The following is a 26,628-nucleotide window of genomic DNA, read 5'->3' on the forward strand; positions in this document are numbered from 1 at the left end:
CTCGGCTCGCTACCGTACACCGTACCGTACGGCGTACGCCAGTGGCGTGATCGGGTTGATCCGCCCGTGCTGGAGAATGTTCCCGTGAGCGGGAAGAGTGAGTTGGTTCGCAGCCTGGGGCTGCTGTGGGGCGCGCAGACCAAGCCCGGGCGCTCCGGGTTGACGGTGCGCGCGATCGTCACCGCCGCCATGGAGCTCGCCGACGCCGAGGGCCTGGAGGCAGCCGCGATGCGCCGCGTCGCCGAGCGCCTCGGTGTGGGCACGATGTCGCTCTACACCCATGTCCCCGGCAAGTCCGAGCTGACCGATCTGATGTTCGACACCGCGCTCAGCGAGCTCTATACCGGCGTCGAGGAGCCGTCCGCGCAGCCCGGCGGGTGGCGCGGCGGGCTCGCCTTCATCGCCCGGCGCAACTGGGACCTCTACCAGCGCCACCCGTGGCTGCTGCAGCTCAGCGGCGCCCGCCCGGTGCTCGGACCGCACACGATGCTGAAATACGAGGCCGAGCTGCGCCCGCTCGACGGCATCGGCCTCACCGACGTCGAGATGGACTCGTCACTCACCCTCGTGCTGACCCACGTCGAGGGCGTGGCCCGGGTCCGGGCCGCCCTGCACCGCGACCAGCAGGGGCTCAGCGAGCAGGAGTGGTGGCTCACCGCCGCCCCGGTGCTGGAGCAGGTGATGGACGACCGGCACTTCCCCGTCGCGGCACGGGTCGGCTCCGCCTCGGGCGAGCAGTACCAGGCCTCCGCCGACCCGGCGCACGCCTTCGCCTTCGGCCTGGACCGCATCCTCGACGGCATCGAGCGCCTGATCGAGGCGAACGCTCAGGAGAAGGCCTCGACCGACCAGAGCGAGTAGCCCCAGGCCGTGGCGCGGGCGGTGCCGTAGACGCGGAGGTACCGGCCCGACCCGGACAGGCCGGTCAGATCGTCGACGCCGCCGTCACCGGCGGCCGTGGTGAAGATCGTGGTCCAGGTGGTGCCGTCCGCCGAGGTCTGCAGCTGGTACGCCCGCCCGAAAGCCGTCTCCCAGCTCAGCCGGACCCGGGAGATCGGATACACCGCGCCCAGGTCGATGCGGAGCCACTGCGGATCGGTGTAGAGGCTGGACCAGCGGGTGCCCGGGTTGCCATCGGTCGCCCCGGACGCCGGGAAGGCGGCCGTCTCGGTGCTCGACGCCGTCGCCGCCCGCCCCAGCGCCAGGTCGATCGGCCCGGACGGCGCGTAGACCTCCAGCTCGTAGAGCGAGTAGCCGAACGTGGTCCCCCGGGTCACGCCGAGCATCCGCAGGTAGCGGCCGGTGCCGGTGAGCCCGGTCAGGTCGTCGGCACCGCCGTCGCCGGCTGCGGTGGTGTAGATCGTCGTCCAGGCGGTCGCGTCGTTGGAGACCTGGATCTGGTAGCCGCGCCCGTAGGCCGCCTCCCACCGCAGGATCACCCGCCCGATCGGCTGGCTGGAGCCGAGGTCGACACGGAGCCACTCGGCGTTGGTGTAGAGGCTGGACCAGCGGGTACCCGAGTCGCCGTCGGTGCCGTAGGACGCGGGGAAGGCCGGTGTCTCCACACTGGACGCCACGGTCGGCTTGCCGAGGGCGAGGTTGCCGGGCAGTCCCGCGCTCGCATACCCGGGTGCCCGGCCGATCGTCGCGATGACGGACTGGAACGCGGCGTAGGTGGGGACGGCTTTCGGCGTACCCCACGTCTGTTGGGCGAGGCCGCGCAGCGCGTCGCGGATGCCGCCCGCGACCTGGTCCTCGGTCTCGGCCGCGGGGTTGTCGCACCAGACGTGGACGGCGGCGCCCGCGTTGCGCGCGGGGTCGGCGAGCGTCGTGCCGCCCTGGAAGATCTCGGGTGTCCAGGACTCGTAGAGGTAGGCGTTGTCGGGTTTCGCACCGCCGAGGACGTAGTAGGTCGGCGTCCAGCTGCTGTTCATCACCCGGTGCCCGCGCGCGACGAGCTGCTGCGGGGTGAGGCCGTAGTTGTACCAGTAGTCCACGACGATGTCGGCGTTGGGCGTGATCGTGCCGTCACCGGACTTGATGCCGTCGTTCCACATCCGCATCGTCTTGCCACCGGCCCGGACCAGCCCGTCGGCCCAGTTGATGAAGCCGTAGTAGGTGTCCTTCGCCGTCGCGCTCGCGCCGTAGTGCGCCCGCGCGTAGGTGAGCAGCTGCGGGTAGGCGGTGTAGTTGGTGACGTATTCGTCCGCGCCGAGGTGCCAGAACGGGCCGGGGAAGAGCGGGAGGTATTCGTTGATCAGGTCCCGCATCAGTGTGTAGGACGCGTCCTTGGCGAGGTCGATGAAGCCGTTGTTCACGCCGCCGCCGCTGTCGACGAGCTTGAGCTCGGGATGGTTGGCGAGGATGACGTCCATGTGGCCGGGCATGTCGATCTCCGGCACGATCGTGACGTGGTACTGCGCGGCGAGCGCGACCAGGTCGGTGATCTCCTGCTTGGTGTAGCGCTGCGCCGAGACGACCTCGGGGTGCGTCGTGCTCTCCAGCCGGAAGCCCAGGTTGTCGGAGACGTGCAGGTGGAAGTAGTTGAGCTTGAGGTAGGCGAGGTCCTTCACATGGTTGCGCAGCCAGCCGACGCTGAAGTATTTGCGGCCGTTGTCGACCATCAGGCCGCGCTCCGGCTTCGTCGGCCAGTCCCGGCCCACCCCGGCCGGGATCGTCGGCGCCTGCTTGATGAGCTGCAGCAGCGACCGGGTGCCGTAGAACGCGCCCGCGTCGGTCCGCGCGTCGACCGTCACCGACGAGCCCACGGTGATCCGGTAGCCCTCGGTGCCGAGCTGGGTGTCGGTCGAGCCGAGCGCGAGCCGGATGTCGCCGGGCTGCGCGGTGCCGCCGGTGAGCACCGGGATCGTCAGGCCGGTCAGCGCCGTCAGGTCCGCCGCGAAGGTCGCGCCGGTCGCCTGCGTCGCCGTGTCGACGAGGATGCGGGTCACCGATGAGAAGGTGTAGGAGCCGCTGCCCGCGGTCCACTCCCGCAGCGTGGGGATCATCACCCGCGACGCCGGGGTCTCCGACCGGGCCGGTCCGGCCAGGCTGATAGCGGCCACGACCAGGGCACTAGCGAGCAAGATCCGGGGCAAACCGCGCATGGACGGCTCCGCATCATCGAACACGGCTATCGGCAACGAGAACTATCAATCCGATCAACGTAACTGTCAAGTAACCGGATGGACCCATCCTCGACTCCTCCGGCTCCGAACTGCTGACGGCGATTACCGTGACGAGTAGGGGGCACGAGTGAGCAGAGCAGTGATCGAGGTGGAGGGCAACGGGCCCGAGGGCGACGATGTCACGGCGATCGCGATGGTGCTGCACGGCGGTGCCGCGCACGGCCACGCGCCGGTGCACAAGGCACGCCTCGCCTACCTGCGGATGCGGCCCTTCGCCACCGAGGTGCACCGGGGCCTGCGGCAGGAGGGCGTCGCCGTCTGGCGGCTGCGCTACCGCTACCGCGGCTGGAACGGGGCTGACCGCGACCCCGTCCACGACGTCGAGTGGGCCCTCGCCGAGGCCGCCGGGCGCCATCCGAACACGCCGGTCGTGCTCATCGGCCACTCCATGGGCGGGCGGGCCGCGCTCTGGGCGGCCGGATCACCCAATGTGATCGGCGTCTGCGCGCTCGCGCCCTGGATCGAGCCCGCCGATCCGCTCGGCCAGCTCAGCGATCGCCGCGTGCTCATCGTCCACGGCGATGCCGACCGGATGACCTCGCCGATCGAGTCGCGGCGCTATGCCGCGCGGGCCGCGCAGCTCGGCGTCGACATCCAGTTCATCGGGGTACGCGGAGCAGGGCACACGATGTTGTCGCAGCCCTCACTGTGGCACCGCCTCGCCGCCGACTTCGTCCGCGACACCCTCACCCTGCGGGCGGCGTAGGCGGCCGCTCCCGGGCCTCCTGCTCGCGGGCGGCGTGCCAGGCCCGGACCACCGCCACCACGTCGAGGTCCTGATAGGAGACGGTCGGCCCGTCGACGAGGCCCTGCCGAGCGCTGGCGATCCGCTCGTTGAGCTGCGACACGAGCTCCCGCACCGCCCACTCGGACTTCTTCGCCGCTGCGGTCTGCGCCACCTCCTCGACCTCCTTGCGGAGCCGGAGCGTGCCCGGGGCGAGACCGGTCAGGTTCTCCCGGCGGATCAGCTCCTTGACCCACCAGTTCTCGTCATAGCGCTCACCCCGGTCCGGCAGCGGCTTGCCGAGGCCCGGCAGGTCGTCGAAGTCGCCCCGCTCCTGCGCCTCACGGATCTGGCGGTCGATGTGCGACTCGTAGGCACTGGTCATCAGCCCTCCCCCGGTGCTCGCTTCGGCCAGCGTAACCACGCCAGGTGCAGTCCGGCCACGGTGATGATGCCCACGGCGTACCAGGCGAGGTCGGGCGGGTTGAAGGTGCTGCCGAGCACGAGCCGGGCCAGGGTGCTGCGGGCCGACAGCTCCGCCGGATAGGGGCTGAGCTGTGCGAACTCGGCGAGCCAGCAGATGGCGAGGGCGATCGGGGCGGCGGCGAGCGGGCGGATGCGGGGGGCGAGGCAGACGACCAGGGCGTAGATCAGCGCGGCGTAGAGGGCGACACCGGCGTACTTGGCGAATGCTCCGGCCGTCAGCGCGCGCACCGCGAGGCCGAGAAGCAGGACGACCACCGCGGCGACAGCCGGGCGGATCCGGGGACGGAGCATGCGGCGACGATACGTGCCCGGGCCGGATCGGGCACTCGCCAGGGCACGGACCAGGCACATTCGTCCCCAGCTTGAACACCTGGCCGTGGAGCGGGAGCGAGTTCAGTATCAATCCGCCCGGACTGCCAACATTTCACGGCTCAGCCGCGTCGTGTCAGGGACCGGCGGCCTGCTCCACATCATGGGGGGCCGGCTCGATACGCCTATGCGTGACCGACGGGGGCAGACATGTCGCAGGATCCAGTAAGGCTCGGCAGCGGGGCGGGCCGGTTGCCGCCCGACGCCGCACGGGTGCTCTCCGTCGCGCTGGTCACCAGGCTCGTCGCGGTGGCGGAGCGCTTCGACGTGCCGCTGCGCAGCCTCGTCCTCGCCGCGTTCTGCTCGTCCTGGGCGCAGGTCACCGGCGTGACCGACGTCGAGACGGGGCTGATCCGTGATCGGCCGGGCATGACGGAGGTGCTGGCGATCCGGGTCGCCACGGCCGGGCTGGGCTGGCAGCGGCTCGCGGTGGAGCTGCACGAGACCGAGCTCGACGCGAAGCCCGCCGGGCACGAGCAGCCGGTGACGGTCGGCTTCGCCGGGCAGTTCACGCCGGATGCCCCCGACGGACTGCCGGTGCTCGTCGAGTTCCACCGGCGGCCGGTCGGCGGCGAGTTGGCGGTCGAGATCAGGGTCTCGCCACCGGTGGACCGGGAGATCGCGGTGACGCTGGCCGAGGCCGTGGAGACCGCGCTGCGGACCGTCTCCCACCTCGGCGGATGAGGGTGGTCAGACCGCGATCGGCTCCGGCGCGGCGCACTGGCTGGCGATGCGGCCGATCGGCAGGTCGAGGGTCTCCGCGAGCGCGACGACCGTGAAGAAGGCCGGAGTGGGGATCCGACCGGCCTCGATCTTGCGGAGTGTCTCCACCGAGATGCCGGAGGCGAGGGCGACCTCCACCATCGTGCGCTGCCCGCGAGCTTCGCGCAGCACCGCGCCCAGTCGCTCACCACGTGCCCGCTCCTGCGGGGTCAACGGGACCCGAACCATACCGTGATAGTAGTACCGGTATAGTTATCCCACCACAGTAGGAGACGCCGCGCAGGCGCCGAGAGTGACGGAGATATCCCGTGGTCGAGCTGAAGACGCCGGGCGAGATCGAAGCGATGCGGGCGTCGGGCCGCGTCGTCGCGCAGATCCTCGCGACGGTCCGCGCCCAGGCCGAGGTCGGGACGAGCCTGCTCGACCTGGACCGGATCGCCCGGGACATCCTCGCCGAGGCCCGTGCCACCTCCCCCTTCCTGGGCTACCGGCCCAGCTTCGCCCAGACACCCTTCCCGGCGGTGATCTGCACCTCGATCAACGACGCGGCACTGCACGGCATCCCCGACGCGACCAGGCTCGCCGACGGCGACCTCGTCAGCGTCGACTGCGGCGCCGTCCTCGACGGCTGGGCGGCGGACGCGGCGATCTCCTTCACGGTCGGCGAGCCCCGCGACGAGGACACCCGGCTGATCGGCACCGTGGAGACCGCGCTCGCCGCCGGGATCGCGGCGGCGGCACCGGGAGCGCAGATCGGCGACGTCTCCGCCGCGATCGGCGAGGTCGGCCGGGGTGCCGGACTGCGCATCTCCACCGACTACGGCGGCCACGGCATCGGCCGGACCATGCACGAGTCGCCGGCGGTGCCCAACGACGGCCGACCGGGGCGCGGCATGCGGCTCGTCCCCGGGCTGGTCATCGCCATCGAGCCGTGGTTCCTCGGCGGGGGCGGCGACTGCTACCGGGTGGACCCCGACGGGTGGACGCTGCGCAGCGCCGACGGCAGCCGTGCCGCCCACGTCGAGCACACGGTCGCGATCACCGAGGACGGGCCGCGCGTGCTGACGGTGCTATAGGGCTTGCTCGTCCCGGTGCGACCAGAGCGGCATCGGCTGCCTCATCGCCCGGTTCACGATCCAGCTGATCGATGTCACCACCACCACGCTTGCCATCAGGGTCAGCAGGTGGCGCGGCGTGTGCAGCAGCCCGAGACTCACGATCAGCGTCGTCGCTCCGGCCGGGGGATGCGGGCAGCGCAGCAGCATGAGGGCGACCGCGGTGATCGCCAGGGATCCGGCCGCCGCGGCGATCCTCGTCGCGCTGACGCCGCCCTGCAGGGCCGAGGGCGCGTCGCGCAGGCCCCAGGCCGCCAGCATGGCGTACCCGGCCAGCACCGCCACGCCGTGCCCGATGACCGTGTTGCGCGGCGACCACTGCGGCAGGTGCGGCATCTCCAGCTGCAGCATCACCGTCGGTCCGAGGCTGGGGAAGAGCCACGGCTGCCCCGTCGCCATCATCACCAGGCCGACGACGGCGACCGCCGAGGCGCTGCCGACGAAGACCCGCAGTAGTCGCTCCACGTTCACGTCACCCCTTGCCCGCCCCGCCCGCCGAGCCGCGACTTCGAACGCTATACGCAACAAATGCGTGTAATTACCTCCACAATGCCGAGCCCTCGACCGGCGGCGGTACGCCTCGACGGCACCTCCACCCCACGCGGTAGCGCGGCCAAACTCTGGCGGTATCTATCCCGGTCAGCCTTGCCCGCGTTCTTTCGCCGATGCTTGACTCTCGCCATGTCACAATGGAGATTGCCGACGATCCTCACCGCTGCCACCGCCGCATTGGCGCTGCTCGGAAGCCCGGCCATGGCCGCACACGACGACAGCTTCTCGGCCTCGACCCCCGGCGGCTGCGGTGTCGCCGACTTCGTCGACTATGGAACGTGGGGCGACGGCAGCAAGAAGGACGACTTCATCGTGCTGCACGACTACTGCAGCGACAGCAAGGGCATCTTCGTCATGGCGTGGCTCAACGGGAACCAGGTCGGCGGCCTGCAGAACTCCAATGGCTACGCCGGGAAGCCGACGATGTACAAGCCCTGGGACGACGTGAAGGCCGGTGACCGGATCGCGATGCAGGTCTGCCTCACCTGGTCCTACGCGGCCTGCCTGAGCGGGACCTACAGCGAGAAGGAAGTCCGGACCAGCCAGGACGGCTGATCAGAGCGAGCGCTCGAAGACGACGAGGTCGTGGCCCGGACCGTTGTAGGCGGGCACGGGTCCGGTGACGGCGAAACCCATCCGCAGGTGGAACGAGATGGACCCGGCGTTGACCGGCGCGGTGACCGCCCGGACCACGGTGCGGTTCTCGGCCCGGGCGAGGGCGAAGAACTCCGCGTAGAGCGCCCGGGCCAGACCGGTGCCTCGCATCGCCGGGCTGACCCCGACGAAATGGATGTAGGCCTCGGTCGGCTCCGACGGCGAGATGATGCCGACCAGGAAGCCGGCCAGGCCGCCGTCGGGCGCCTCGGCGACCAGGCTGGTGCGGTGGAAGTGGTCGAGGAAGAGCCGGGGCAGCGCGGGCAGGATCGGGCGGCCCCACCACGCGTCGACCACCGCCGCGATGGTGTCGTAGTCGGTGGCGAGCGCTGGTCGCAGGCGAGGAGACATCCGTAGAGGTTAACCTCCGGAGCCGCTGACCAGTGATTGTCCACAGTGGCCGCAGTGCGTACCGGTGGTCGCGCCGAGCGAATCCGCCAGGCGCCGCAGCTCCGGACCGGGTGGCACGCCGAGCTCCCGGGCGAGCAGGCGGCAGGCGTCGCGATAGGCGGCGACCGCCTCGGTGGTCCGCCCGGCCGCCCGCAGGGCCCGGATCTGGTGGCAGCGCAGGGATTCGTCCAGCGGATGGTCGGCGGCGAGCTGCGCCAGCTCGGCGAGGAGCTCCTCGCCGCAGCCGAGGCCCAGTTCCAGCTCCAGGCACTCGTCGAGGGCGCGCAGGCGCCGCTGGTCGAGGTGGGCGGCCTGGGTGCGCAGGAGGTCCCGGTCGGCGAGATCGGCGAGGGCCGGGCCGCGCCACAGTGCGAGCGCCCGCCGGTAGAGCTGCACCGCGAGCCGCCGGCCACCGGAACGGGCTGCCTGCCGGGCGTGGTCGACCTGCCGCTGGAACCGGGCCAGGTCCAGGTCGGCGCCGGGGTCCAGCCGATATCCGGCCGCCGACGAGCCGAGCGGCGGTCCGAGCACCTTGCGGAGCTGGTAGACGTAGACCTGGACGTTCTTCACCGCCGACGGTGGCGGGCCGTCGGGCCAGAGTTCGTCGACGAGCCGGCGTACGGGCACCGGCTGCGGTGCGTTGAGCAGCAGCATCGCCAGGACCGCGCGCTGCTTGGGCGCGCCGAGCGCCGCCGGTACGCCACCCACGCAGACCTCGATCGGGCCCAGGACCAGGTACGCCATGTCGACCACCTCCGGCAAGCAGCGTGGCGCACAGCCGACCGGCGGCCCTCTCCGTTTGCTCTCACGTCGGCGGCGGGGCCTCCTCGGTGCGGCCCAGCAGCGCCAGGGCCTCCCGCCGGTCCTCGTCGAGGCCGAGCTCCCGGGCGAGGGCGAGCCCGCGCTGCAGCACCGACCGGGCGGCGGCGTGGCGTCCCAGGTCGAGATAGGACTCGCCGAGGCGGCGCAGCTCGATCGCCTCGCCCCGGTCGTCGCCGATCTCGCGGCAGATCGTGATGGCGGCGACGAGCTCGGCCGCGGCGGCGGCGGGGCGTCCCGTGCGCTGGTAGAGGTCGCCGAGGTTGCCCAGCGCGATCGCCTCGCCGCGCCGGTATCCGAACTCCCGGCTCAGCTCCAGGCTGAGCCGCAGGCAGCGGTCAGCCTCGTCGACGCGTTCGGGCCGGCGGCCGGCGATGAGGCCGAGGCTGCACAGGGTGAACGAGCGGCCGAAGGGGTCCCCCCGCTCCTCGAAGATCGCCAGCGCTGCCCGGTAGGCGGCCTCGGCGTCGTCGAGGCGCCCGGCCCGGCGGTGCACGGCGCCGATGTTGTGCAGCACCTGGGCCTGCCCGACCTGGTCTCCGGTCTCGGCGCAGATGATCCGGGCACGGTCGAGCGCGGCCATCGCCTCGGCCTCCTCGCCGAGCATCCGGTGGGCGGTTCCGGCGGCGCGCAGCACCGCGCCCTCGCCCGGCAGGTCGGCGAGCTCACGCATGATCGCCAGTGCCGGGCGCAGGAAGCCGAGCGCCTCGGCGAAGTGGTCCCGGTTGAGCCGCACCTCGCCGAGGCCCCGCAGCAGGTACGCCTCACCGACGCGGTCGCCGGCGGCGAGGCAGGCGCGCAGCGCGGTCTCGTGGGTGCTCTGCCAGTCGTCGAGGTGCTCGCGCAGCTCGAAGAAGCGGGCCAGCGTGACCGCGAGGTTCCAGGCCAGCTCGGTGTGACCGGCCGAGGCGGCCTGGCGGACGGCGGCGACGAGGCTCGTCCGCTCCCCCTCGCACCACACCGCCGGATCGCCGAGCAGCTCGTCGAGCTCCGCCGGTCGCCACCCGGACCAGCGCGGAGCCGATTGCGGTGCGGCGCGGCGGAATCCGCCGGGCAACCGGTCGTAGGCGGCGTCGGCGAGGGTGAGCCAGCCGCCGAGGAAGCGCTCCTGCGCCGCGGCGGCACCGGCGTCGTCGGCGAGCCGCTCCCGGGCGAGCGATCGGACCAGGTCGTGCAGGTGGTAGCGGGCCGGGCTCGACGGTTCGGCCTCGACGAGCCGGGCCTCGGCGAGGCGCTCGATCGGTTCCTCGGCGTCGGCGGCGGGCAGGTCGAGCAGGGCCGCGGCGGCCCACGACGGCAGGTGCGCCGCCTCGACGCCGCCGAGCCGGGCGAAGAGCTGCCGGTCGGCGGGGTCGAGCGCGTTGACGCTGAGCGCGAGGCTGGACCGGATGGCGAGGTCCGGCAGCGACAGGACGTCGAGGCGGCTGCTCTCGTCGGCGAGCCGCTCGGCGAGGCGCGCGACCGGCCAGTGCGGGCGGGCGGCGAGGCGGGCGGCGGCGATCCGGATCGCCAGCGGCAGGTAGCCGCAGCGCTGCGCGACGGCGAGGCAGTCGGCGCGCTCGGCGTCGACCCGGGCCGGGCCGAGCATCGTGCGGAGCAGGTCGAGGGCTCCGACGGGGTCGAAGACGCCGAGGTCGGCCTCGTGGGCGCCGAGCAGCGCGGCTATTCTGCGGCGGCTCGTCACCAGGACCGCGCAGCCCGGGTCGGCGGGCATCAGCGGCCGCAGCTGCGGTTCACCGGCCGCGTTGTCGAGCAGCACGAGCAGGCGCCGGCCGGCGGTGCGGACGCGGAAGAGGGCCGCCCGCTCGTCGAGGCCGGGCGGGATCGTCCGGGCGTCCTCGCCCAGCGCGCGCAGGAACCGCGCGAGCACCTCGGCCGGGTCGAGCGGGCCGTCCTCTCCGCGCAGGTCGGCGAAGAGCTGACCATCCGGGAAACCGTCCTTGACCCGGTGCGCGACGTGCACGGCGAGCGTCGTCTTGCCGCTGCCCGCAGCCCCCGAGACCGCGACCGCCGCCGGTGCGGTGGTGCCGCCCGCGGTGAGCCGCTGTGCCAGCGTGACGGCGAGGTCGGTCCGCGCGACGAAGGCCGTGACGTCGGCCGGGAGCTGCGCGGGGCGCGGTTGGACCGGGCCGGGCTGCTCGGCGGCCGACGCGAGCCGAGGGTCGCCGGCGAGGATCCGGGCGTTGAGCTGCTGCAGGCCGGGACCGGGTTCCAGGCCGAGTTCGCGGACGAGCACCGCCCGGCCCTGTCTGTATGCCTCCAGCGCGTCGGCTCGCCGACCGCAGCGGTAGAGGGCGAGCATCAGCCGCTCGCGTGGCCCCTCCCGCAGCGGCTCCTCCTGCACCCGCCGGTCCAGCAGCGGCACGAGGCCCTCGTGGCGGCCGAGCGCGAGCTCGACGTCGAAGAAGCGGCTCTCCACCGCGACCCGGTGCTCGGTGAGCGCGGCGATCGCGGCGGGCAGCCCGCTGCCGACCAGGTCGCCCGGCATCTGCACGTCGGCGAAGGGCCGCCCGCGCCACAGCCGCAGCGCCTCGGTGTAGCGCTCGGCGGCCTGGGCCAGCTGCCCGCGTTCGGCGAGCTCCGCCGCGTGGGCAGCCGTCGCCGCGAACACGTCGGCATCCACGTCGGACTCGGCTGCGACCAGCTCGTACCCGCCGGGACGGGTGAGGATCGCGCCGTCGCCGAGGGCCTGGCGCAGCCGCCAGACGACGGTCTGGACCTGGCCGATCGCGGTGTCGGGCGGGTCGTCGGCCCACAGCGCCCGCAGGAGCCGGTCGACGGGGGTGACGCTGCGGGGGTTGGCGAGCAGGGTGGCGAGAACGGCCCGCTGGCGGCGGCTGCGCACCGGCACCGGACGCTGGTCGGCGGTGACGGTCAGGGAGCCGAGAACGTGATATGTCGCCATCCGCCCATCACGCTATCGCAGATCGAGACCTCGGCATATACCAATCACATACCGGGCCGCTCGACCCTTCTCCCGACAAGGGAGGAAGCATGAGCACAACAATCATCGGCCGGGTCGGCGCGATGCTGGCGGCGCTGACGGTGATCGCGGCCGGGGCGGCTCCGGCCGCAGCCCAGGACGGATCGGTCACCGGGTCGCGGACCGCCGAGGTGGCGGCGATCGCCGCGCCGCCGATCGGCGCGGCCCGGACCGCACCGGGGCAGCGGACCGCCGCCGCGGTCACGGCGGCGGCCTCCATCGCCAAGACCGGGCTGGCGGTGATGAGCCCGTGGCACATCCGGCCCGCGATCGAGCCCTCGATGACCGATGCCCAGCGGGTCGCGTTCGAGGACCAGATGATCCGGGACCTCGTCGAGGCGCAGGTCAAGCTCGTCCGGCTGGAGATCGCCGCCTCCGGTGAGTCCGCGGTGGACCTGGCGCTCTACCGGCGCCTGCTCGACAAGCTGCCCGCCGACGTGAAGGTGATCGCCGTGCTCAACTTCGCCCTGGTGGAGGGCGGCGTGACGGGCAGCGGGGTGCCGGCGGGCGAGCCCTACCTCTATCAGCTGCAGGACTCCGTGGCGGTGAGCCAGTACCCGGAGTACGGGACGACGACGAAGTTCATGAAGGTGTGGATCGACAAGGCGCTCGCCGTGGTCGGCGCCTTCACGTCGCGGCTCGCCGCGGTGGAGGTGCTCAACGAGGCGAACAAGCTCTACCACCCGGGCACCGCCGCGCACCCCGGCCCCTACGTGGCGCCCCCGGACGCCTACGGGCGGCTGATCTCGAAGTTCTTCCGCTACTGCCGGCTCGCCGGGTCGAAGCCGTGCGGCACCACCGTCAAGGTGATCACGCACGGGATGCACCCGGCGATGGACGGCGGCGACTCGGGGACGGCCAACGACGACACCGTCCATCTCAAGGCGCTGCTCAAGTCGGCATCGGTCGCCGCGTTCAGGGCCGCCAACGCCGGGGCCTGGCCGTTCGACGGGATCGGCTACCACCCGTACCCCTTCGCGATGGGCCTGTCCCTGCCCGGCGGCTACGCCAACACCGCGACCTCGACGCTGCTGACCGGGATCACCGGGCGGCTCGCCGCGCTGCGCACGGTGCTCACCGGCGAGGGCGTGCCGCAGGCGGCATCGCCGTTCTGGCTCACCGAGGTCGGCTTCAACTCCAACGACGTCACCTCCACGGTGCTGGAGACGAAGGAGGCGAAGCAGGGCCTCTACATCAGGGACGTCTTCTCCGCGCTCGCCAACCGCGCCGACGTCGCCCAGGCGATCTACTACCGCTACCACGAGGGCAACGCCGCCGCGGGTGCCGAGAACTGGGGCCTGGTCGCGCACACCGGCCGCTTCTACGGCACCCTGCCGCCCCGCTACAAGCGGGCGTTCTGCGACTTCGTCTGGGCGCGGGGCATCGTCGCGTCGGAGCACTGCATCGTGCCGAAACAGGTCTCCTACCGGTACCACTTCAACAACATCATGTACCCGGTCTCCTATTACCACATGCCGCAGTTCATCGTGGACGCCGGCGGGATCGCCTTCCCGTTCTGGCAGGTGGAGCAGCAGCTCGGTGCCGGACCGACGAAGCTGATCTCGGGCGACTGCTCGGCCTTCGACCCCAACGTCTGCTCGACGCTCGACTACGGCAACACCTCGGCGCCCTCGACGATCGACACCCCGGCCCGCTTCCGGGTGCGCTTCAGCGGGTACCCCAACCTCGGGCCCTGGTCGGACTGGATGCCCTTCACGCCGCTCATCGGCACCGCCGCCGGGGTCTACGGGCCGCCGTCGGGTGCCACGCTCGACTTCAAGGCGCAGTATGTGTCGTTCCCGGTCGCCGTACCCGTGCAATGGCTGCTCAACCACCCGGGAGCGCAACCCTACCTGCGGTTTCACGAGACGCTGCCGGGCGGTGGCTGGACCCGGCTGTTCCAGCTTCCGACCATGCCCACGATCCCCGGGTCGACCCAGGTGACGAGCAACGGGGCGCTCTACGTCTTCAACGTCAGCATCACCTCGTCGTCGTCGCGCAGCTTCGTCGCCGGTCCGGTCGAGTTCCGCTTCGGCATCGCGCCGATCGCCTGCAAGACCGACCTCTCGCAGTGCAACCCGATCAACGCCGCGGAGAGCTTCACCTTCGCCTTCAACCACTCGTAAGGGAGAGATCATGCCCAGACGCACGAGCTCCGTGCGGCGCCTGGCCATCGTCACCGTGCTCGCGACCGTGGCCACCACCCTCCTGCCGATCGAGGCCGCGCTCGCCGCGCAGGGCGGCGAGGCGGTCGTCGCCAAGATCCTTTGGCGGGTACGGGTGGGGTCGCGCCCGGATCTGATGACGACCAAGGACAACGCCGAGCGCGACGGCTTCCCCAACGACGGGCAGATCTACTACCTGCCCGCCACCCAGGTGGCGAACACCCGTCCCCTCTACCGCCTCTACAACCCCAACGCCTACGGCCACATGGACCACATGGAGTCGCTCACCCCCGGCGAGGGCGGCTACCAGACGGAGGCCCCGGTCGGCTACGCGTACCAGGCGGCGGGCAACGCGCAGGGGCTGAGCCAGTACCGGCGCACCTTCAACGGCTGCAACGGCGACCACGGCAGCCGCTCGGTCAACGAACCGGCACTGAGCTGCTACGCCGACGAACCGCTGGCCGGGGCCTTCGGCTGGCCGCGCTTCGCCAACACCGCCTCGTCACCGCTGACCCTCTCCGGCGGCGGGGTGACGGTCGAATCCAACCTGGCCGCCGGGGGCGCGGTCTTCCAGTGGACCCACAACGGCGTGCAGTACCTCAACCGCCGCGACTACGGTCGCGAACTGCAGTCGTCGGTCTTCTTCGACCGGGGCAACCACGTCCAGAGCAACCCGACCGAGGCCGGGGACACCTGGACCGACTGGGACCGCCCCGCGTGGGCCCGGCACGGCTCGCCGCTCGCCTCGGCGTCCAACAACACCGCGACGCTGACCCAGTCGACGAGGTCGGTGCCGATCGAGTTCCTGCCGCAGACCTATGCCGGCGGCGGCCCGGACAACCCGGTGATCTACAAGGACATGCTGCTGGGCAAGGACATCACGCTCAACTGGGGCGGCCTCGGCCCGGTGGCCCGCTACACCACCGTGCTCACCTCGCCCGCGCTCACCGGCGAGCCGACCGTGGAGATCCCGACGGGCTACCTGCGGGCCGAGTTCACGCGGTTCTTCACCTATGACGCGATCTCGCAGACGATCCAGGAGATCAACCAGTCGCCGAACTGCCCGGACAGCTACAACTACTACCACTACACCCCGCCGAACCGGGGCGGTGTCATCATCGCCAACAGCAGCCTGACGGCGGCGATGGGCGTCTACGGCGCCAACAAGAGCGTCGGCGGCTCGGTCTCGGAGATGCTGCTCGGCAACTTCTTCAGCAACCCGACCGCGTGCGGCGGCGGCACCGGCGACCACGACTTCGCCACGTCGAAGTGGAGCGTCATTCACAAGGGCAACCTGGGCGCCGGGACGAAGACCTTCAACACCTATGTGATGACCGGTTCGGTCGGCAACATCAAGACCTACATGAACCAGCTCGCCGCCTGGGGCAACGCCTAGGGCGGCCGGCCCGCGTACCCCCGTCGCGGGCCGCATGATCGGCGCAACTCTTGAAGAGTTGCGCCGATCATGCGGTAACACGGACGTAAATAGATCGAAATATTTGGCATTCTCAAGGCCTTGATCAGCATTGATGTGGGAACGCTCCCATGCCAAACTGCCTTCACATGTTTCGGTGAGCTCACACCCGCTCCACACCTCGACCCCGCGCAGGTCGAGGGGCCCGTCCCATCCTCCCCAGCGCGGCCGCGGACCCACGCCCGGCACCACGGGTCCGCGGACGCCGCCGCCGGTGCCCGCAGGGACCGGCCCGGTTCTAGGAGAACAATGTGAGGACACCCATCAGACACGCCATCCGGCGCAGGCTCGTCGCGCTGCTCGGCGTGAGCGCGCTCGCCGCGGCGGGCATCGTCGCCGTGCAGTCACCGGCGATGGCGGCCGTCGGCTGCCAGATCACATACCAGAAGGCCTGGGACAACGGCACCCAGTTCGGCGCCAACATCACCATCGCCAACACCGGCGACCCGTGGACGAGCTGGGCACTGACCTGGACGTGGGCGGGGACGCAGACCGGGATCCAGGGCTGGTCGGCCAATTACGCCCAGTCCGGCAAGAACGTCACGGCGAGCAGCCTGTCCTACAACGGATCCGTCGCGAACGGCGGATCGGTGGGGATCGGCTTCAACGCCTCCTACACCGGCAGCAACGCCAACCCGACCTCCTTCGCGGTCAACGGCACCGCCTGCAACGGCGGTGGCGGCAACACCGCGCCCACGGTCAGCCTGACCAGCCCCACCAGCGGGCAGACCTTCGCCGCCGGGGCCAGCGTCCCGCTCGCGGCGACCGCCGCCGACAACGGTGCGGTGACCAAGGTCGAGTTCCGGGTCGACGGCACGCTGGTCAGCACCGACACCAGCGCGCCATACAGCTTCAGTGCCGCCGGGCTCGCCTCCGGCAGCCACTCCGCGACGGCGACCGCCTATGACAACGGCAGCCCCGTCCTGAGCACCGTCTCCCCCGCCGTGCCCTTCAGCATCAGCGGCACCACGACACCGGTCCTCACGGTGAGTTCGACCGCGGTCTCCGTACCCGAAGGATCCTCGACGACCGTGACCTATCGGCTCACCTCGGCGCCGTCGGCATCGGTCGCCGTCACGCTCACCAAGACCGGTGACACCAACGTCACCGTCTCGCCGACGAGCTTCTCGCTGACCAGCGGCAACTGGAGCACCGGCGTCACGGTCACGATCAGCGCGGCCGAGGACACCGACACCACCAACGGCACCGCCACGATCGCGGCGGCCTCGTCGGCGGGCAACGTGACCGTCACCGCGACCGAGGCAGACAACGACGGCACCGGCTGCAACCCGTGCCCGCGGGTCGACAACCCGTATGTCGGCGCCACCGTCTACAACAACCCGCAGTGGAAAGCGCTCGCCACGGCCGAGCCCGGCGGCAGCCGGATCGCCAACCAGCCGACCGGCGTCTGGTTCGACAGCATCAGCTCCATCGCCGGCAACAGCAGCCCGACCACCGGCAGCATGGGCATGGTCGACCACCTCAACGCCGCCGTCACCCAGGACGCCGCCAACGGCAGCGCAGCGCTCACCGTGCAGTTCGTCATCTACGACCTGCCCGGCCGCGACTGCGCCGCGCTCGCCTCCAACGGCGAGCTCGGCCCGACGGACCTGCCCCGCTACAAGACCGAGTACATCGACCCGATCGCCGCGATCCTGGCCCGGCCGGCCTACGCCAACCTGCGGATCGTCACGATCATCGAGATCGACTCGCTGCCCAACCTGGTCACCAACGTGGCCGGGCGGCCGACCGAGACCGCGGTGTGCAACACCATGCTCGCCAACCGCGGCTATGTCGAGGGCGTCGGTTACGCCCTGGCCAAGTTCGGCGCCATCGGCAACGTCTACAACTACCTCGACGCCGCGCACCACGGTTGGGTCGGCTGGGACGACAACTTCGGCGCCACCGCCAACATGATGTTCAGCGCCGCCACGGCGTCGGGCAGCGTCGCGTCCAACGTGACCGGCTTCATCACCGACACCGCCAACTACTCGGCGCTCACCGAGCCCTATGTCGGCCCGGTGACCGAGCAGCTGCGGCAGACCACGTGGATCGACTGGAACCGCTACAACGACGAGCTGACCTTCGCCCAGGCGTTCCGTTCGCGGCTCGTCACGGCCGGGTTCCCGTCCAACATCGGCATGCTGATCGACACCTCCCGCAACGGCTGGGGCGGCCCCAACCGGCCCACCGCGGCGAGCACGTCGACCGACCCCAACACCTTCGTCAACCAGTCCCGCATCGACCGCCGTATCCACAAGGGTAACTGGTGCAACCAGAGCGGAGCCGGCCTCGGCGAGCGCCCGCGGGCGGCACCCGCCTCGGGCATCGACGCCTACGTCTGGATCAAGCCGCCGGGCGAGTCCGACGGTTCCAGCACGGCCATCCCGAACAACGAGGGCAAGGGCTTCGACCGGATGTGCGACCCGACCTACACCGGGAACGCGCGCAACGGCAACAGCATGAGCGGGGCCCTGCCCAACTCGCCGCTGTCGGGGCACTGGTTCTCCGCGCAGTTCCAGCAGCTGATGGCGAACGCCTACCCGGCGCTCTGACCACGGCCGCATCATGAGCGGCGGTCCCCGGTCCGTTGGGTGCTCCCGGACCGGGGACCGTCTGTTGATCACGCAATGGGAAGACCTTGAACGATTTCCGCCGTCATGGCAGCGGAACACATTCAAGGTCCACCCCTTATGCGTACGCGACGTCAGCACGTCAAGCCGCTCGGACTACCCCGGTAGGGTTCATCCGACAGCAGCCGTTCAGTGATCGAGCCGTCACGTCGGCGACCCTCCCCGTGGGCCTCATCCGGCTGACCGGTCCGGACGTGCCGCCTGCCGTCGACCGGCACGACGCTTTCGCCCACTGCCGGGGCAGGCCGACAGCGCCCAGACTGCCGTCATGACCTACCAGCCAGGACCCACACAGCCGAATCCCTATGCCGCCTCCAGCAAGGGCCTCTCCACCGGCAAGCAGGTCGGCCTCTATGTCGGTGGCGGCCTGATGGCGCTCCTCCTGATCTGTTGCGGTGGTTCGATCATGGTCGGCGCGCTGACCGACGATGACAGCAAGCCGCGTGCCGGTGCGGACCGGCGGCAAAGCTCGCCGACAGCGCAGGCGTCTCCGCTCACCGATGTCGCGGTCGCTGTCGCGCCCGAAGCCTCACCGACACCGACGCTCACGCCCGGAGCGACTCCGGTAGTGGAGAAGCGCACCGTGACCGAGACGCAGGCTGTTCCCTTCGGCGAGAAGCGCGTCAACGACTCCACTCTGGCCGCGGGCAAGACGCGGGTGAAGACGCAGGGCGTGCCGGGAGTGCGGACCCTCACCTACGAGGTCACGCTCACCGATGGCACGCAGACCGCGAAGAAGCTGCTCAGCTCGACCGTCACCAAGGCACCGGTGACGAGGGTGGTCCTCGTCGGCACCAAGAAGAGCTCATCCTGCGACCCGAACTACGCCTGGGCCTGCGTACCCATCGCCTCCGATGTGGATTGCGCCGGTGGCAGCGGCAACGGACCCGCCTACGTCCGAGGCCCGGTCAAGGTGATCGGCACGGACATCTACGACCTCGACCGCGACGGTGACGGCATCGGCTGCGAGGACTGATTCATGATCGGCGCAACTCTTGAAGAGTTGCGCCGATCATGAATGCCATTCGGCACGAGAATCTATCGGTTCGACCTATTTGGCAGCAGGTCGAGGCGATTGGGCTGAGGCAGGCGAGCTACCGACCGCTCTAAGCTTTTCGGGTCCCCGAACACCACCGTGCCAGGAGAATCCGTGACCCAGCAGTCCCCCGCCCCCGCCCCGCCCCCGCCGACCGGAGTGCGCAAGTGGGTGATCCGGGGTGTCGCCGTCCTCACCGCCTTCGGGGTCTTCGGCGCTGTCGGGTCCTATTACCTGCCCGGCGTCTTCCAGCGCATCGGCGACACCGTCAACCCCACGGCGCCGATCGACGTGGACGTGTTCCTGGACCGGACGGAGCAGCCCAACTACGTCTTCCCGCAGGACCTCGATCCCCTGTCGGTGCCGACGGATCTCCTGGACCCCCGGGCCACGGCGGATTTCCGGAAGTGGGCGATCGCCCACGGCGGCCAGGTCGCCGACCAGCAGACGGTCCGCTTCACCATCCGCGGCAAGGACGCCACCCTCGTCCACATCGAGTCGGTCAAGCCCAGGGTCGTCTCCCACATGAAGCCGGTGGAGGGTTGGTACAACGCGTGGGAGGGCTGCGGCGCGGTGGTCATCGCACTCCAGGTCACGGCCAACCTCAGCGGCGACGTGCCGGTGCTCGACTGGGAGGACGAGAAGGGGAAGCTCGAGTCACCGCCCGCCTTCACCGTCTCCGCCACCGATGAGCAGAACATCGACATGACCGTCAACGTGCAGACCCTGGGGGTGAAGTGGGTGCTGGATGTCGCCTACTCCTCGGCCAGGGGCGAGGGCGTGCTCACCGTCGACGACAAGGGCAAGCCGTTCGCGCTCACCACGGTGGACGCGGCGGACGCCTGGGTCAGCACGACGGACGCCGATCTCGTGCCGAAGCCGCTCGAGCGGGACGCGTCGAGGGACCGCGGCGGCGAGGTCCGGCCGGTCTGCTGACCATGCTTGGTCGGTGCCCCATCGCCGGCGGCGACGGGGCACCGTCGCGCTACCGCTTGAGGCGCAGGACGTAGAGGCCGGAGTTCATGTCGGAGGCGAGAATCAGGTCGCCGAGGACGAAGACGCCCCAGACCTCGACGCAGCCGCCCTCGAAGTCGCAGAAGTCCGGGTTCGGCGTGGTGTCGGTGCTGAGGAACTGCCCGATCACCCGCGGCGCCCAGGCTTTCGACACGTCGGCGACGACGACGCCGTGCTCGTACCAGGAGAAGTAGGCGAGGCTGCCGCGCAGCTTAGGGTCGTGGACCGAGGTCTCCTCCTGGCCGTCCTTGGTGAGGTGGGCCAGCTCGCGTGGGCGCGCGGGGTCGCTCACGTCGTAGATCATCGGGATGCCGCCGAGCCGCTCGTGCGTCTCGATCAGGAACCGCCCGGTCGGGTCGATCGCCGCGGAGTGCGTCGAGCCCTGCTCCGGAGTGGTCCGGCCCAGGTAGCGGGGGTGCCGCGCGTCGCTGACGTCCAGGATCACCGTGCCGAGATCCCAATTCGACAGGTACGCCCGCCGCAGCCGCGTGTCCACCCGCACCGAGTGGGTGAAGCTCTGGAAGCCCTCGTAGGGGTGGGCCGGGTTGGCGACGGGGACCACCCCGAGCTCCTTCCACGCACCCCATTCGCCGGCGTCCACCGGGTGCCGGGGGTCGGCGACGTCGACGATGCGGAAGTCCGCCCGCCCCGGCGTGGTGGCGGTGTTGGTGGCGCGGTCGTACGTCGGTGAGCTGGTCCACTCCGAGCGCAGCACCGCCGCGTAGACGTAGGCGTGCCCCGCGTCGGCCCCGAGCCAGATCTCGTGCGAACCCCGGGTGCCCGGTGCGGCGTACCGGGAGAGGGCTTTGGGTTTGGCGGGGTTGGTGACGTCGTAGAGGCCGAAGCCGCGGAACGTCGTGTCGTCGGTGGAGTCGCAGGTCTGGAAGGTGACGACGGCGAGCACCCCGTGGAAGCGGGCGGTGTCGACGCGTTGGACGATGACCTTCTCGGTCCAGGTGCCGGCGAGGTCGGGCTCGGAGGCCTTGTCGGCGAAGGTGGCCACGTGCTTGGGCCGGGCCGGGTTCCACAGGCTGTAGACCCGGATCCCGCTGCTGTTGCAGTTGTTGCCGACGAAGCTCGCCAGATAGGCGTGGCCCCGGTAGCCGTAGACGTCGGCATTGGCGACCGGGCCGGGGTTGACGTGCCCGACGAGGCGCAGGTTGGCGGACGTGGCCGGAGCCAGGCCGGTCGGGCGGTGCGGTGTCTCGTCGTGGGCGGCGGCCGGCGTCGCCACGCCCACCATCGCGATGACGGCCACCGCTGCGATGATCCTCTGTGCTGTCACGGGCATCCCCGCTTCCGTGATCGATAGCCGCTGGTCGAGCGGCTGGGTACCCACTGAAACCGCCTGGCGACAACGTTGCGGGGGCAACGAACAGCGACCGTTATCGAATCGATAGCGACCGCCCCACCGTGGCCACGGCTGAGGAATCTCGATGTCTCGACATCTTGTTGACATCTAAGCGGCACTGTATAACGTTATAGAGCCAAGGCGGAGCGGTCCGCTTCGCTTGGCGAACAACACCTTCCCTGCCGGAAAACGTTGCCATCCCGACCAGCATCCCATTTTACATCGCTATATGCCGATGTTTAGTGCCATGTCTCGGTTGGGTCTCCCTCTCCACCGTCCCAAGGAGACACGACATGATCAGAACCCCACGGGCGTGGGCGGCCACCGCCGCGATCACGCTCGCCGGCGCAGCCCTGCTGTCCGGCTGCACGAAGGCCGAGGAGGGCACTCCCTCCCCCACCGGCACCGCCGGCCAGCAGGTCGTCGCCTCCACCTCGCCCGGTGGCGCGGGCTGCACGCTGCAGTCCTACGGCGGCACCGCGCTCAACCTGAAGGACGCGATCGTCGGCTTCTCCCAGTCGGAGAAGGAGGCCAACCCGTTCCGCATCGCCGAGACCCAGTCCATCAAGGACGAGGCGGCGAAGATCGGCGTCAAGAAGCTGCTCGTCACCAACGCGCAGTCCCAGCTCCCCAAGCAGATCAGCGACATCCAGGACATGCTCGCCCAGGGCGCGCAATTCCTGATCATCGCTCCGCTCAACTCCGACGGCCTGGAGCCCGCGCTCAAAGCCGCCGCCGACAAGAAGGTGCCGGTCCTGACGATCGACCGCAAGGTCAACGCCACGGCCTGCAAGGACTACCTCTCCTTCCTCGGCTCCAACTTCACCGAGCAGGGCAAGCGCGCTGCCGACGCCATGATCAAGGCGACCGGCGGCACGGGCAAGATCGCGATCCTGCTCGGCTCGTCCGGCAACAACGTCACCACCGAGCGCACCAACGGCTTCGTCGACCAGATCAAGGCGAAGGCACCGGGCCTTTCGATCGTCGCGCAGCAGACCGGTGAGTTCGCCCGCGACAAGGGCCAGCAGGTGATGGAGCAGCTCATCCAGAGCAAGCCGGAGATCACCGCCGTCTACGCCGAGAACGACGAGATGGCGCTCGGCGCCGTCGTCGCCCTCAAGGCCGCCGGCAAGAAGCCCGGCACCGATGTGAAGATCGTCTCCATCGACGGTACGGCGAACGCGGTCAAGGCGATCGTCGACGGCACCATCAACGCCGTCATCGAGTCCAACCCCCGCTTCGGACCGCTCGCCTTCGCGACGGCGCAGAAGTTCTTCGCCGGGGAGTCGGTGGGTGCCGCGATCATCATCTCCGACCGCGAGTACGACGCGGCCAACGCCAAGGCCGAGCTCGCCAGCGCCTACTGAGTCACCGCCGGGCCGGGGGACCTCTCCCGGCCCGGGGTGTCCCGCCCGACAGGAAGGTGCGACATGAGTGACCCGGTGCTGGTCGTCAGCGGTGTCCGCAAGCAGTTCCCCGGCGTCGTCGCCCTCGACGACGTCTCGCTCACCGTGGCGCCCGGCGAGGTGCACGCCCTCGTCGGCGAGAACGGCGCCGGCAAGTCCACGCTGATCAAGGTGCTGACCGGGGTCTACTCCTCCGATGCCGGCGAGGTCGTCTACGCGGGCGAGCCGGTCTCCTTCGGGCGGCCGCGCCAGGCGCAGGCGGCCGGGATCTCCACGATCTACCAGGAGGTCAACCTCGTCCCGCTGATGAGCGTCGCCCGCAACCTCTACCTGGGCCGCGAGCCGCGCCTCGGCTTCGGCCTCATCGACTTCCGGCGGATGCACCGCGAATCCGCAGACACCCTGGCCCGGTTCGGCATCGAGGTCGACGTGCGCAAGCCGCTGCGCTCGCTGGGCCTGGGCGCCCGGCAGATGGTCGCGCTGGCCCGCGCCGTCGCGATCGACGCCAAGGTGCTCATCATGGATGAGCCGACCTCGTCGCTGGAGCCGCGCGAGGTGCAGACCCTCTTCCGCGTCGTGCGCGAGCTGAGCGCCCGCGGCATCGCGATCGTCTACGTCAGCCACCGCCTCGACGAGCTCTACCAGCTCTGCGACCGGGTCACCGTGCTGCGCGACGGCAGGGTGGTGCACAGCGGCGAGCTGGCGGGACTGGACCGGCTGCAGCTCATCTCGCACATGCTGGGTCGCGACATCGCCGACGTGCGCCGCGGCGGGCTGACCCGCTTCTCCGACACGCACGGCGGCACCGACGCCGAGCCGATTCTCCAGGCCCGCGGGCTGACCAAGCGGCACGTGCTGCACGACATCTCGTTCGACGTGCGCCCCGGCGAGGTGACCGGGCTCGGCGGGCTGCTCGGCTCGGGCCGCTCCGAGACCGCCAAGGCCGTCATCGGGGCCCTGTCCCTGGACAGCGGCACGGTCACGATGGCGGGCAGGCGGATCCGGCGGCCCTCCCCGGCCGCTGCGATCCGGGCCGGCATGGCTCTGCTGCCCGAGGACCGCAAGGCCGAGGGGATCATCCCGGACCTGTCCGTCCGTGAGAACATCGTGCTCGCCGCGATGCCGCGCCTGTCCCGGCTCGGCATCGTCTCCCGGCGACGCCAGGACGAGCTCGTCGCCACCTTCGTCAAGCGGCTGCGGATCAAGGCGTCCAGCCCCGAGCAGAAGGTCTCCGAGCTCTCCGGCGGCAACCAGCAGAAGGTCCTGCTCGCCCGCTGGCTCTGCCTCAACCCGCGGCTGCTGCTGCTCGACGAGCCGACCCGGGGCATCGACGTCGGCGCGAAGGCCGAGGTCCAGGGGCTCATCGACGAGCTGGCGCAGGCGGGGCTCGCCGTCGTGCTCATCTCGTCCGACCTGGAGGAGCTCGTCGAGGGAGCAGACCGGGTGGTGGTGCTGCGGGCGGGTGCCGTCACCGGCGAGCTCACCGGCGACGAGGTCACCGAGCACCACATCATGACCGCCCTGGCCCGCCACGACGATGCGGAGAGCGCACATGTCTGATCTGGCCGTCCGGCCGGTATTCGAGCGAGGGCGCGTCACGAGGGCGCTGCAGGACTACGGCGTCTACGGCGCGGTCGCCGCCCTCGTCGTCTTCAACGCCGCCTTCACCGACAACTTCCTCGCCCTCGGCAACCTGCGTACCCAGCTCATCCAGGTCGCACCCGTGCTGGTGGTGGCGCTGGGGATGGCTCTGGTCATCGGCACCGAGGGCATCGACCTCTCGGTCGGCTCGGTGATGGCGCTCGCGGCCGCGGTGCTCCCGCTCTATCTGGGGTACGGGCTGCTGCCGGCCCTCGCCGTCGCGCTGCTCGCCGGTGCCGTCGTGGGTGTCGTCAACGGCACCCTGGTGGCGGTCGTCGGTCTGCAGCCGATCGTGGCGACGCTGGCGCTGCTCGTGGGCGGTCGCGGGCTGGCCCTGGTCTTCGCCGACGGCCAGCTCAAGCAGATCAACGATCCGACTCTGCTCGCCCTGGGCAGCGAGGACGTGCTCGGCGTCCCGATCGTGGTGGCGATCGCCGCCGTGCTGACCCTCGCCGTCGGAGTCCTGGTGCACCGCACCACCTTCGGCCGCCAGCTCGTCGCGATCGGCGGCAACCGGGCGGCGGGCGGGCTCGCCGGGCTGCCGGTGAAGCGGGTGCTCGTCGGCACCTACGTCATCGGCGGCGTGCTCGCCGCGCTCGCCGGGGTGCTGGCGACGGCCCGGCTCACCGCGAGCGACCCGTCGGCGATCGGCAACCTGATGGAGCTCTCCGCGATCACCGCGGTCGTGGTCGGCGGCACCCCGCTCAGCGGCGGCCGGGTGCGGGTGCTCGGCACCGTCGCCGGTGCCCTGCTGATGCAGCTCGTCCGCGCCACCATGATCAAGAACGACCTGTCCGACTCCGCGGCGCAGATGGTCCAGGCCGTCATCATCCTCGTCGCCGTCTACATCGCCAGAGAGCGCAGAACCCGATGACCGACACCCTTCCCGCGCCCGCCACCAGTACGCACGAGGTCGAGGTCGAGGGCTCCACCAGGGGCGAGCGCATCGCCGCCGGGGTGCAGCGCCACGGCGCCCTCGCCGTTCTCGGGCTGATCGTCGTCATCGCGTCGTTCGCCTTCGAGTTCTTCGCCACGCTCGACAACGCCCGGGGCGTCGCCGTGCAGTCGTCGTTCCTCGCGATCGTCGCGCTCGGGATGACCTTCGTCATCATCAGCGGCGGCATCGACCTCTCCGTCGGGTCGGTCTTCGCGCTGGGTGGCGTCCTCGCGGCGTACGCGTCGCAGTGGGGCTTCCTGCCCGCGCTGGCACTGCCGCTCGTCGTCTGCGGCGGGATCGGGGTGCTCAACGGGGTGCTGGTCGCGAAGACCAGGATGGCTCCCTTCATCGTGACGCTCGCCAGCCTGCTCGGCGTACGCGGGCTGCTGCTCGCGATCACCGACGAGGGGTCGACGACCTACCTCGTACCGAAGGGCTCGGCGTTCACCGAGCTCGGCCAGGGCACCGTCTACGGATTCGGCTACCCGGTGCTGATCGCGCTCGCCCTGTTCGCCGTCGGTGCCGTGGTCCTGCAACGGACCAGCTTCGGCCAGTCGGTCTTCGCGATCGGCGGCAGCGAGGACGCGGCGAGCCTGATGGGGCTGCCGGTGGCCCGGATCAAGGTGCTCGCCTACACGATGAGCGGGCTGCTCGCCGGGCTCGCCGGCGCGCTCAGCGCGGCCCGGCTCTCCTCCGGCGTGACGATCCTCGGCGTCGGCATGGAGCTCGACGCGATCGCTGCGGTCGTCATCGGCGGCACCCTGCTCGTCGGCGGCGCCGGATCCATCAGCGGCACCCTCTGCGGTGTGCTGCTGCTCGGCGTGATCCAGAACGTGATCAACCAGATCGGCACCCTGGACTCGTCCTATCAGTCCGTTGTCAGCGGCGGGTTCCTGATCGTGGTGGTCGTGGTGCAGACCTACCTGAGTCGAACCCAACGGCTTCGTTGACGATGCGGCCCCTTCCAT

The 26,628-nt window shown here is 70.7% G+C and carries 23 protein-coding genes; 14 read left to right on the forward strand and 9 right to left on the reverse strand.

Going from position 1 to position 26,628, the window contains the following annotated elements; translation table 11 throughout:
- The first annotated feature begins 84 nt into the window (after positions 1 to 84).
- The gene (locus F4553_RS06675) at positions 85 to 861 is read left to right on the forward strand and encodes a TetR/AcrR family transcriptional regulator (protein ID WP_312875121.1); all 777 of its coding nucleotides are present in this window, start codon (positions 85 to 87) and stop codon (positions 859 to 861) included.
- Here the strand turns inward: F4553_RS06675 and F4553_RS43130 are convergent.
- Positions 828 to 3,065, reverse strand: coding sequence for a glycoside hydrolase family 20 protein (locus F4553_RS43130; RefSeq protein WP_312875122.1), 2,238 nt, complete (start codon positions 3,063 to 3,065; stop codon positions 828 to 830). The two genes, F4553_RS06675 and F4553_RS43130, sit on opposite strands and share 34 nt — an antisense overlap.
- A gap of 190 nt (positions 3,066 to 3,255) precedes the next feature.
- Here F4553_RS43130 and F4553_RS06685 point away from each other — a divergent pair, with 190 nt between their 5' ends.
- Positions 3,256 to 3,894, forward strand: a complete 639-nt coding sequence (locus tag F4553_RS06685; protein ID WP_221469801.1) for an alpha/beta hydrolase — start codon at positions 3,256 to 3,258, stop codon at positions 3,892 to 3,894.
- Here the strand turns inward: F4553_RS06685 and F4553_RS06690 are convergent.
- Positions 3,875 to 4,297, reverse strand: a complete 423-nt coding sequence (locus F4553_RS06690; RefSeq protein WP_184833568.1) for a DnaJ family domain-containing protein — start codon at positions 4,295 to 4,297, stop codon at positions 3,875 to 3,877. The genes F4553_RS06685 and F4553_RS06690 overlap by 20 nt on opposite strands.
- On the reverse strand, positions 4,297 to 4,689 hold the full coding sequence (locus tag F4553_RS06695) for a ribosomal maturation YjgA family protein (protein WP_184833570.1): 393 nt from the start codon (positions 4,687 to 4,689) through the stop codon (positions 4,297 to 4,299). Before F4553_RS06695 ends, F4553_RS06690 begins: the two co-directional genes overlap by 1 nt.
- A gap of 228 nt (positions 4,690 to 4,917) precedes the next feature.
- Between F4553_RS06695 and F4553_RS06700 the strand changes: the two genes are divergently transcribed.
- Positions 4,918 to 5,451, forward strand: a complete 534-nt coding sequence (locus tag F4553_RS06700; protein WP_184833572.1) for a hypothetical protein — start codon at positions 4,918 to 4,920, stop codon at positions 5,449 to 5,451.
- Positions 5,452 to 5,457: 6 nt separating this feature from the next.
- On the opposite strand, the gene F4553_RS06705 is transcribed toward F4553_RS06700, so the two are convergent.
- Positions 5,458 to 5,718, reverse strand: coding sequence for a helix-turn-helix domain-containing protein (locus F4553_RS06705; RefSeq protein WP_184833574.1), 261 nt, complete (start codon positions 5,716 to 5,718; stop codon positions 5,458 to 5,460).
- 80 nt (positions 5,719 to 5,798) lie between these two features.
- On the opposite strand from F4553_RS06705, the gene map reads away from it, so the two are divergent.
- Positions 5,799 to 6,566: a type I methionyl aminopeptidase gene (map, locus tag F4553_RS06710; protein ID WP_184833576.1), complete on the forward strand. Its 768-nt coding sequence runs from the start codon at positions 5,799 to 5,801 to the stop codon at positions 6,564 to 6,566.
- Here map and F4553_RS06715 read toward each other — a convergent pair.
- Positions 6,561 to 7,070 carry an HPP family protein gene (locus tag F4553_RS06715; RefSeq protein ID WP_184833578.1) on the reverse strand — a complete coding sequence of 170 codons (510 nt, stop codon included), beginning with the start codon at positions 7,068 to 7,070 and terminating at the stop codon, positions 6,561 to 6,563. The genes map and F4553_RS06715 overlap by 6 nt on opposite strands.
- Before the next feature lie 216 nt (positions 7,071 to 7,286).
- On the opposite strand from F4553_RS06715, the gene F4553_RS06720 reads away from it, so the two are divergent.
- Positions 7,287 to 7,712, forward strand: a complete 426-nt coding sequence (locus tag F4553_RS06720) for a hypothetical protein (RefSeq protein WP_184833580.1) — start codon at positions 7,287 to 7,289, stop codon at positions 7,710 to 7,712.
- On the opposite strand, the gene F4553_RS06725 is transcribed toward F4553_RS06720, so the two are convergent.
- The 3 genes from F4553_RS06725 to F4553_RS06735 all read right to left on the reverse strand — a co-directional run bounded on the left by F4553_RS06725 (position 7,713) and on the right by F4553_RS06735 (position 11,925).
- On the reverse strand, positions 7,713 to 8,162 hold the full coding sequence (locus F4553_RS06725; RefSeq protein WP_184833592.1) for a GNAT family N-acetyltransferase: 450 nt from the start codon (positions 8,160 to 8,162) through the stop codon (positions 7,713 to 7,715).
- 9 nt (positions 8,163 to 8,171) lie between these two features.
- A complete protein-coding gene (locus F4553_RS06730; protein WP_184833594.1) occupies positions 8,172 to 8,945 on the reverse strand; it encodes an AfsR/SARP family transcriptional regulator in 774 nt (257 codons plus the stop codon).
- 61 nt (positions 8,946 to 9,006) lie between these two features.
- Complete coding sequence (locus F4553_RS06735) at positions 9,007 to 11,925, reverse strand: AfsR/SARP family transcriptional regulator (RefSeq protein WP_184833596.1); 2,919 nt, start codon at positions 11,923 to 11,925, stop codon at positions 9,007 to 9,009.
- A gap of 89 nt (positions 11,926 to 12,014) precedes the next feature.
- Between F4553_RS06735 and F4553_RS06740 the strand changes: the two genes are divergently transcribed.
- The 5 genes from F4553_RS06740 (at position 12,015) to F4553_RS06760 (ending at position 20,247) form a co-directional block, all read left to right on the forward strand.
- Complete coding sequence (locus F4553_RS06740) at positions 12,015 to 14,129, forward strand: hypothetical protein (RefSeq protein WP_184833598.1); 2,115 nt, start codon at positions 12,015 to 12,017, stop codon at positions 14,127 to 14,129.
- Between the two features lie 10 nt (positions 14,130 to 14,139).
- A complete protein-coding gene (locus F4553_RS06745; protein WP_184833600.1) occupies positions 14,140 to 15,564 on the forward strand; it encodes a hypothetical protein in 1,425 nt (474 codons plus the stop codon).
- A 329-nt stretch (positions 15,565 to 15,893) separates the two neighbouring features.
- Positions 15,894 to 18,197: a glycoside hydrolase family 6 protein gene (locus F4553_RS06750; RefSeq protein ID WP_312875123.1), complete on the forward strand. Its 2,304-nt coding sequence runs from the start codon at positions 15,894 to 15,896 to the stop codon at positions 18,195 to 18,197.
- A gap of 346 nt (positions 18,198 to 18,543) precedes the next feature.
- On the forward strand, positions 18,544 to 19,251 hold the full coding sequence (locus F4553_RS40045; protein WP_221469802.1) for a G5 domain-containing protein: 708 nt from the start codon (positions 18,544 to 18,546) through the stop codon (positions 19,249 to 19,251).
- Positions 19,252 to 19,425: 174 nt separating this feature from the next.
- Positions 19,426 to 20,247 carry a hypothetical protein gene (locus F4553_RS06760; RefSeq protein ID WP_184833602.1) on the forward strand — a complete coding sequence of 274 codons (822 nt, stop codon included), beginning with the start codon at positions 19,426 to 19,428 and terminating at the stop codon, positions 20,245 to 20,247.
- Positions 20,248 to 20,296: 49 nt separating this feature from the next.
- Here F4553_RS06760 and F4553_RS06765 read toward each other — a convergent pair whose 3' ends face one another.
- Positions 20,297 to 21,610 carry an LVIVD repeat-containing protein gene (locus tag F4553_RS06765; protein ID WP_184833604.1) on the reverse strand — a complete coding sequence of 438 codons (1,314 nt, stop codon included), beginning with the start codon at positions 21,608 to 21,610 and terminating at the stop codon, positions 20,297 to 20,299.
- A 359-nt stretch (positions 21,611 to 21,969) separates the two neighbouring features.
- Here F4553_RS06765 and F4553_RS06770 point away from each other — a divergent pair, with 359 nt between their 5' ends.
- The 4 genes from F4553_RS06770 (at position 21,970) to F4553_RS06785 (ending at position 26,610) form a co-directional block, all read left to right on the forward strand.
- Positions 21,970 to 23,043, forward strand: a complete 1,074-nt coding sequence (locus tag F4553_RS06770) for an ABC transporter substrate-binding protein (protein WP_184833606.1) — start codon at positions 21,970 to 21,972, stop codon at positions 23,041 to 23,043.
- A 63-nt stretch (positions 23,044 to 23,106) separates the two neighbouring features.
- Complete coding sequence (locus F4553_RS06775) at positions 23,107 to 24,642, forward strand: sugar ABC transporter ATP-binding protein (RefSeq protein ID WP_184833608.1); 1,536 nt, start codon at positions 23,107 to 23,109, stop codon at positions 24,640 to 24,642.
- A complete protein-coding gene (locus F4553_RS06780; RefSeq protein WP_221469803.1) occupies positions 24,635 to 25,597 on the forward strand; it encodes an ABC transporter permease in 963 nt (320 codons plus the stop codon). Before F4553_RS06775 ends, F4553_RS06780 begins: the two co-directional genes overlap by 8 nt.
- Entirely contained in the window at positions 25,594 to 26,610 is a 1,017-nt protein-coding gene (locus F4553_RS06785) for an ABC transporter permease (protein WP_184833613.1), read from the forward strand. Before F4553_RS06780 ends, F4553_RS06785 begins: the two co-directional genes overlap by 4 nt.
- The last annotated feature ends 18 nt before the right edge of the window (positions 26,611 to 26,628 follow it).

This window comes from Allocatelliglobosispora scoriae (assembly GCF_014204945.1).
Classification (GTDB): domain Bacteria; phylum Actinomycetota; class Actinomycetes; order Mycobacteriales; family Micromonosporaceae; genus Allocatelliglobosispora; species Allocatelliglobosispora scoriae.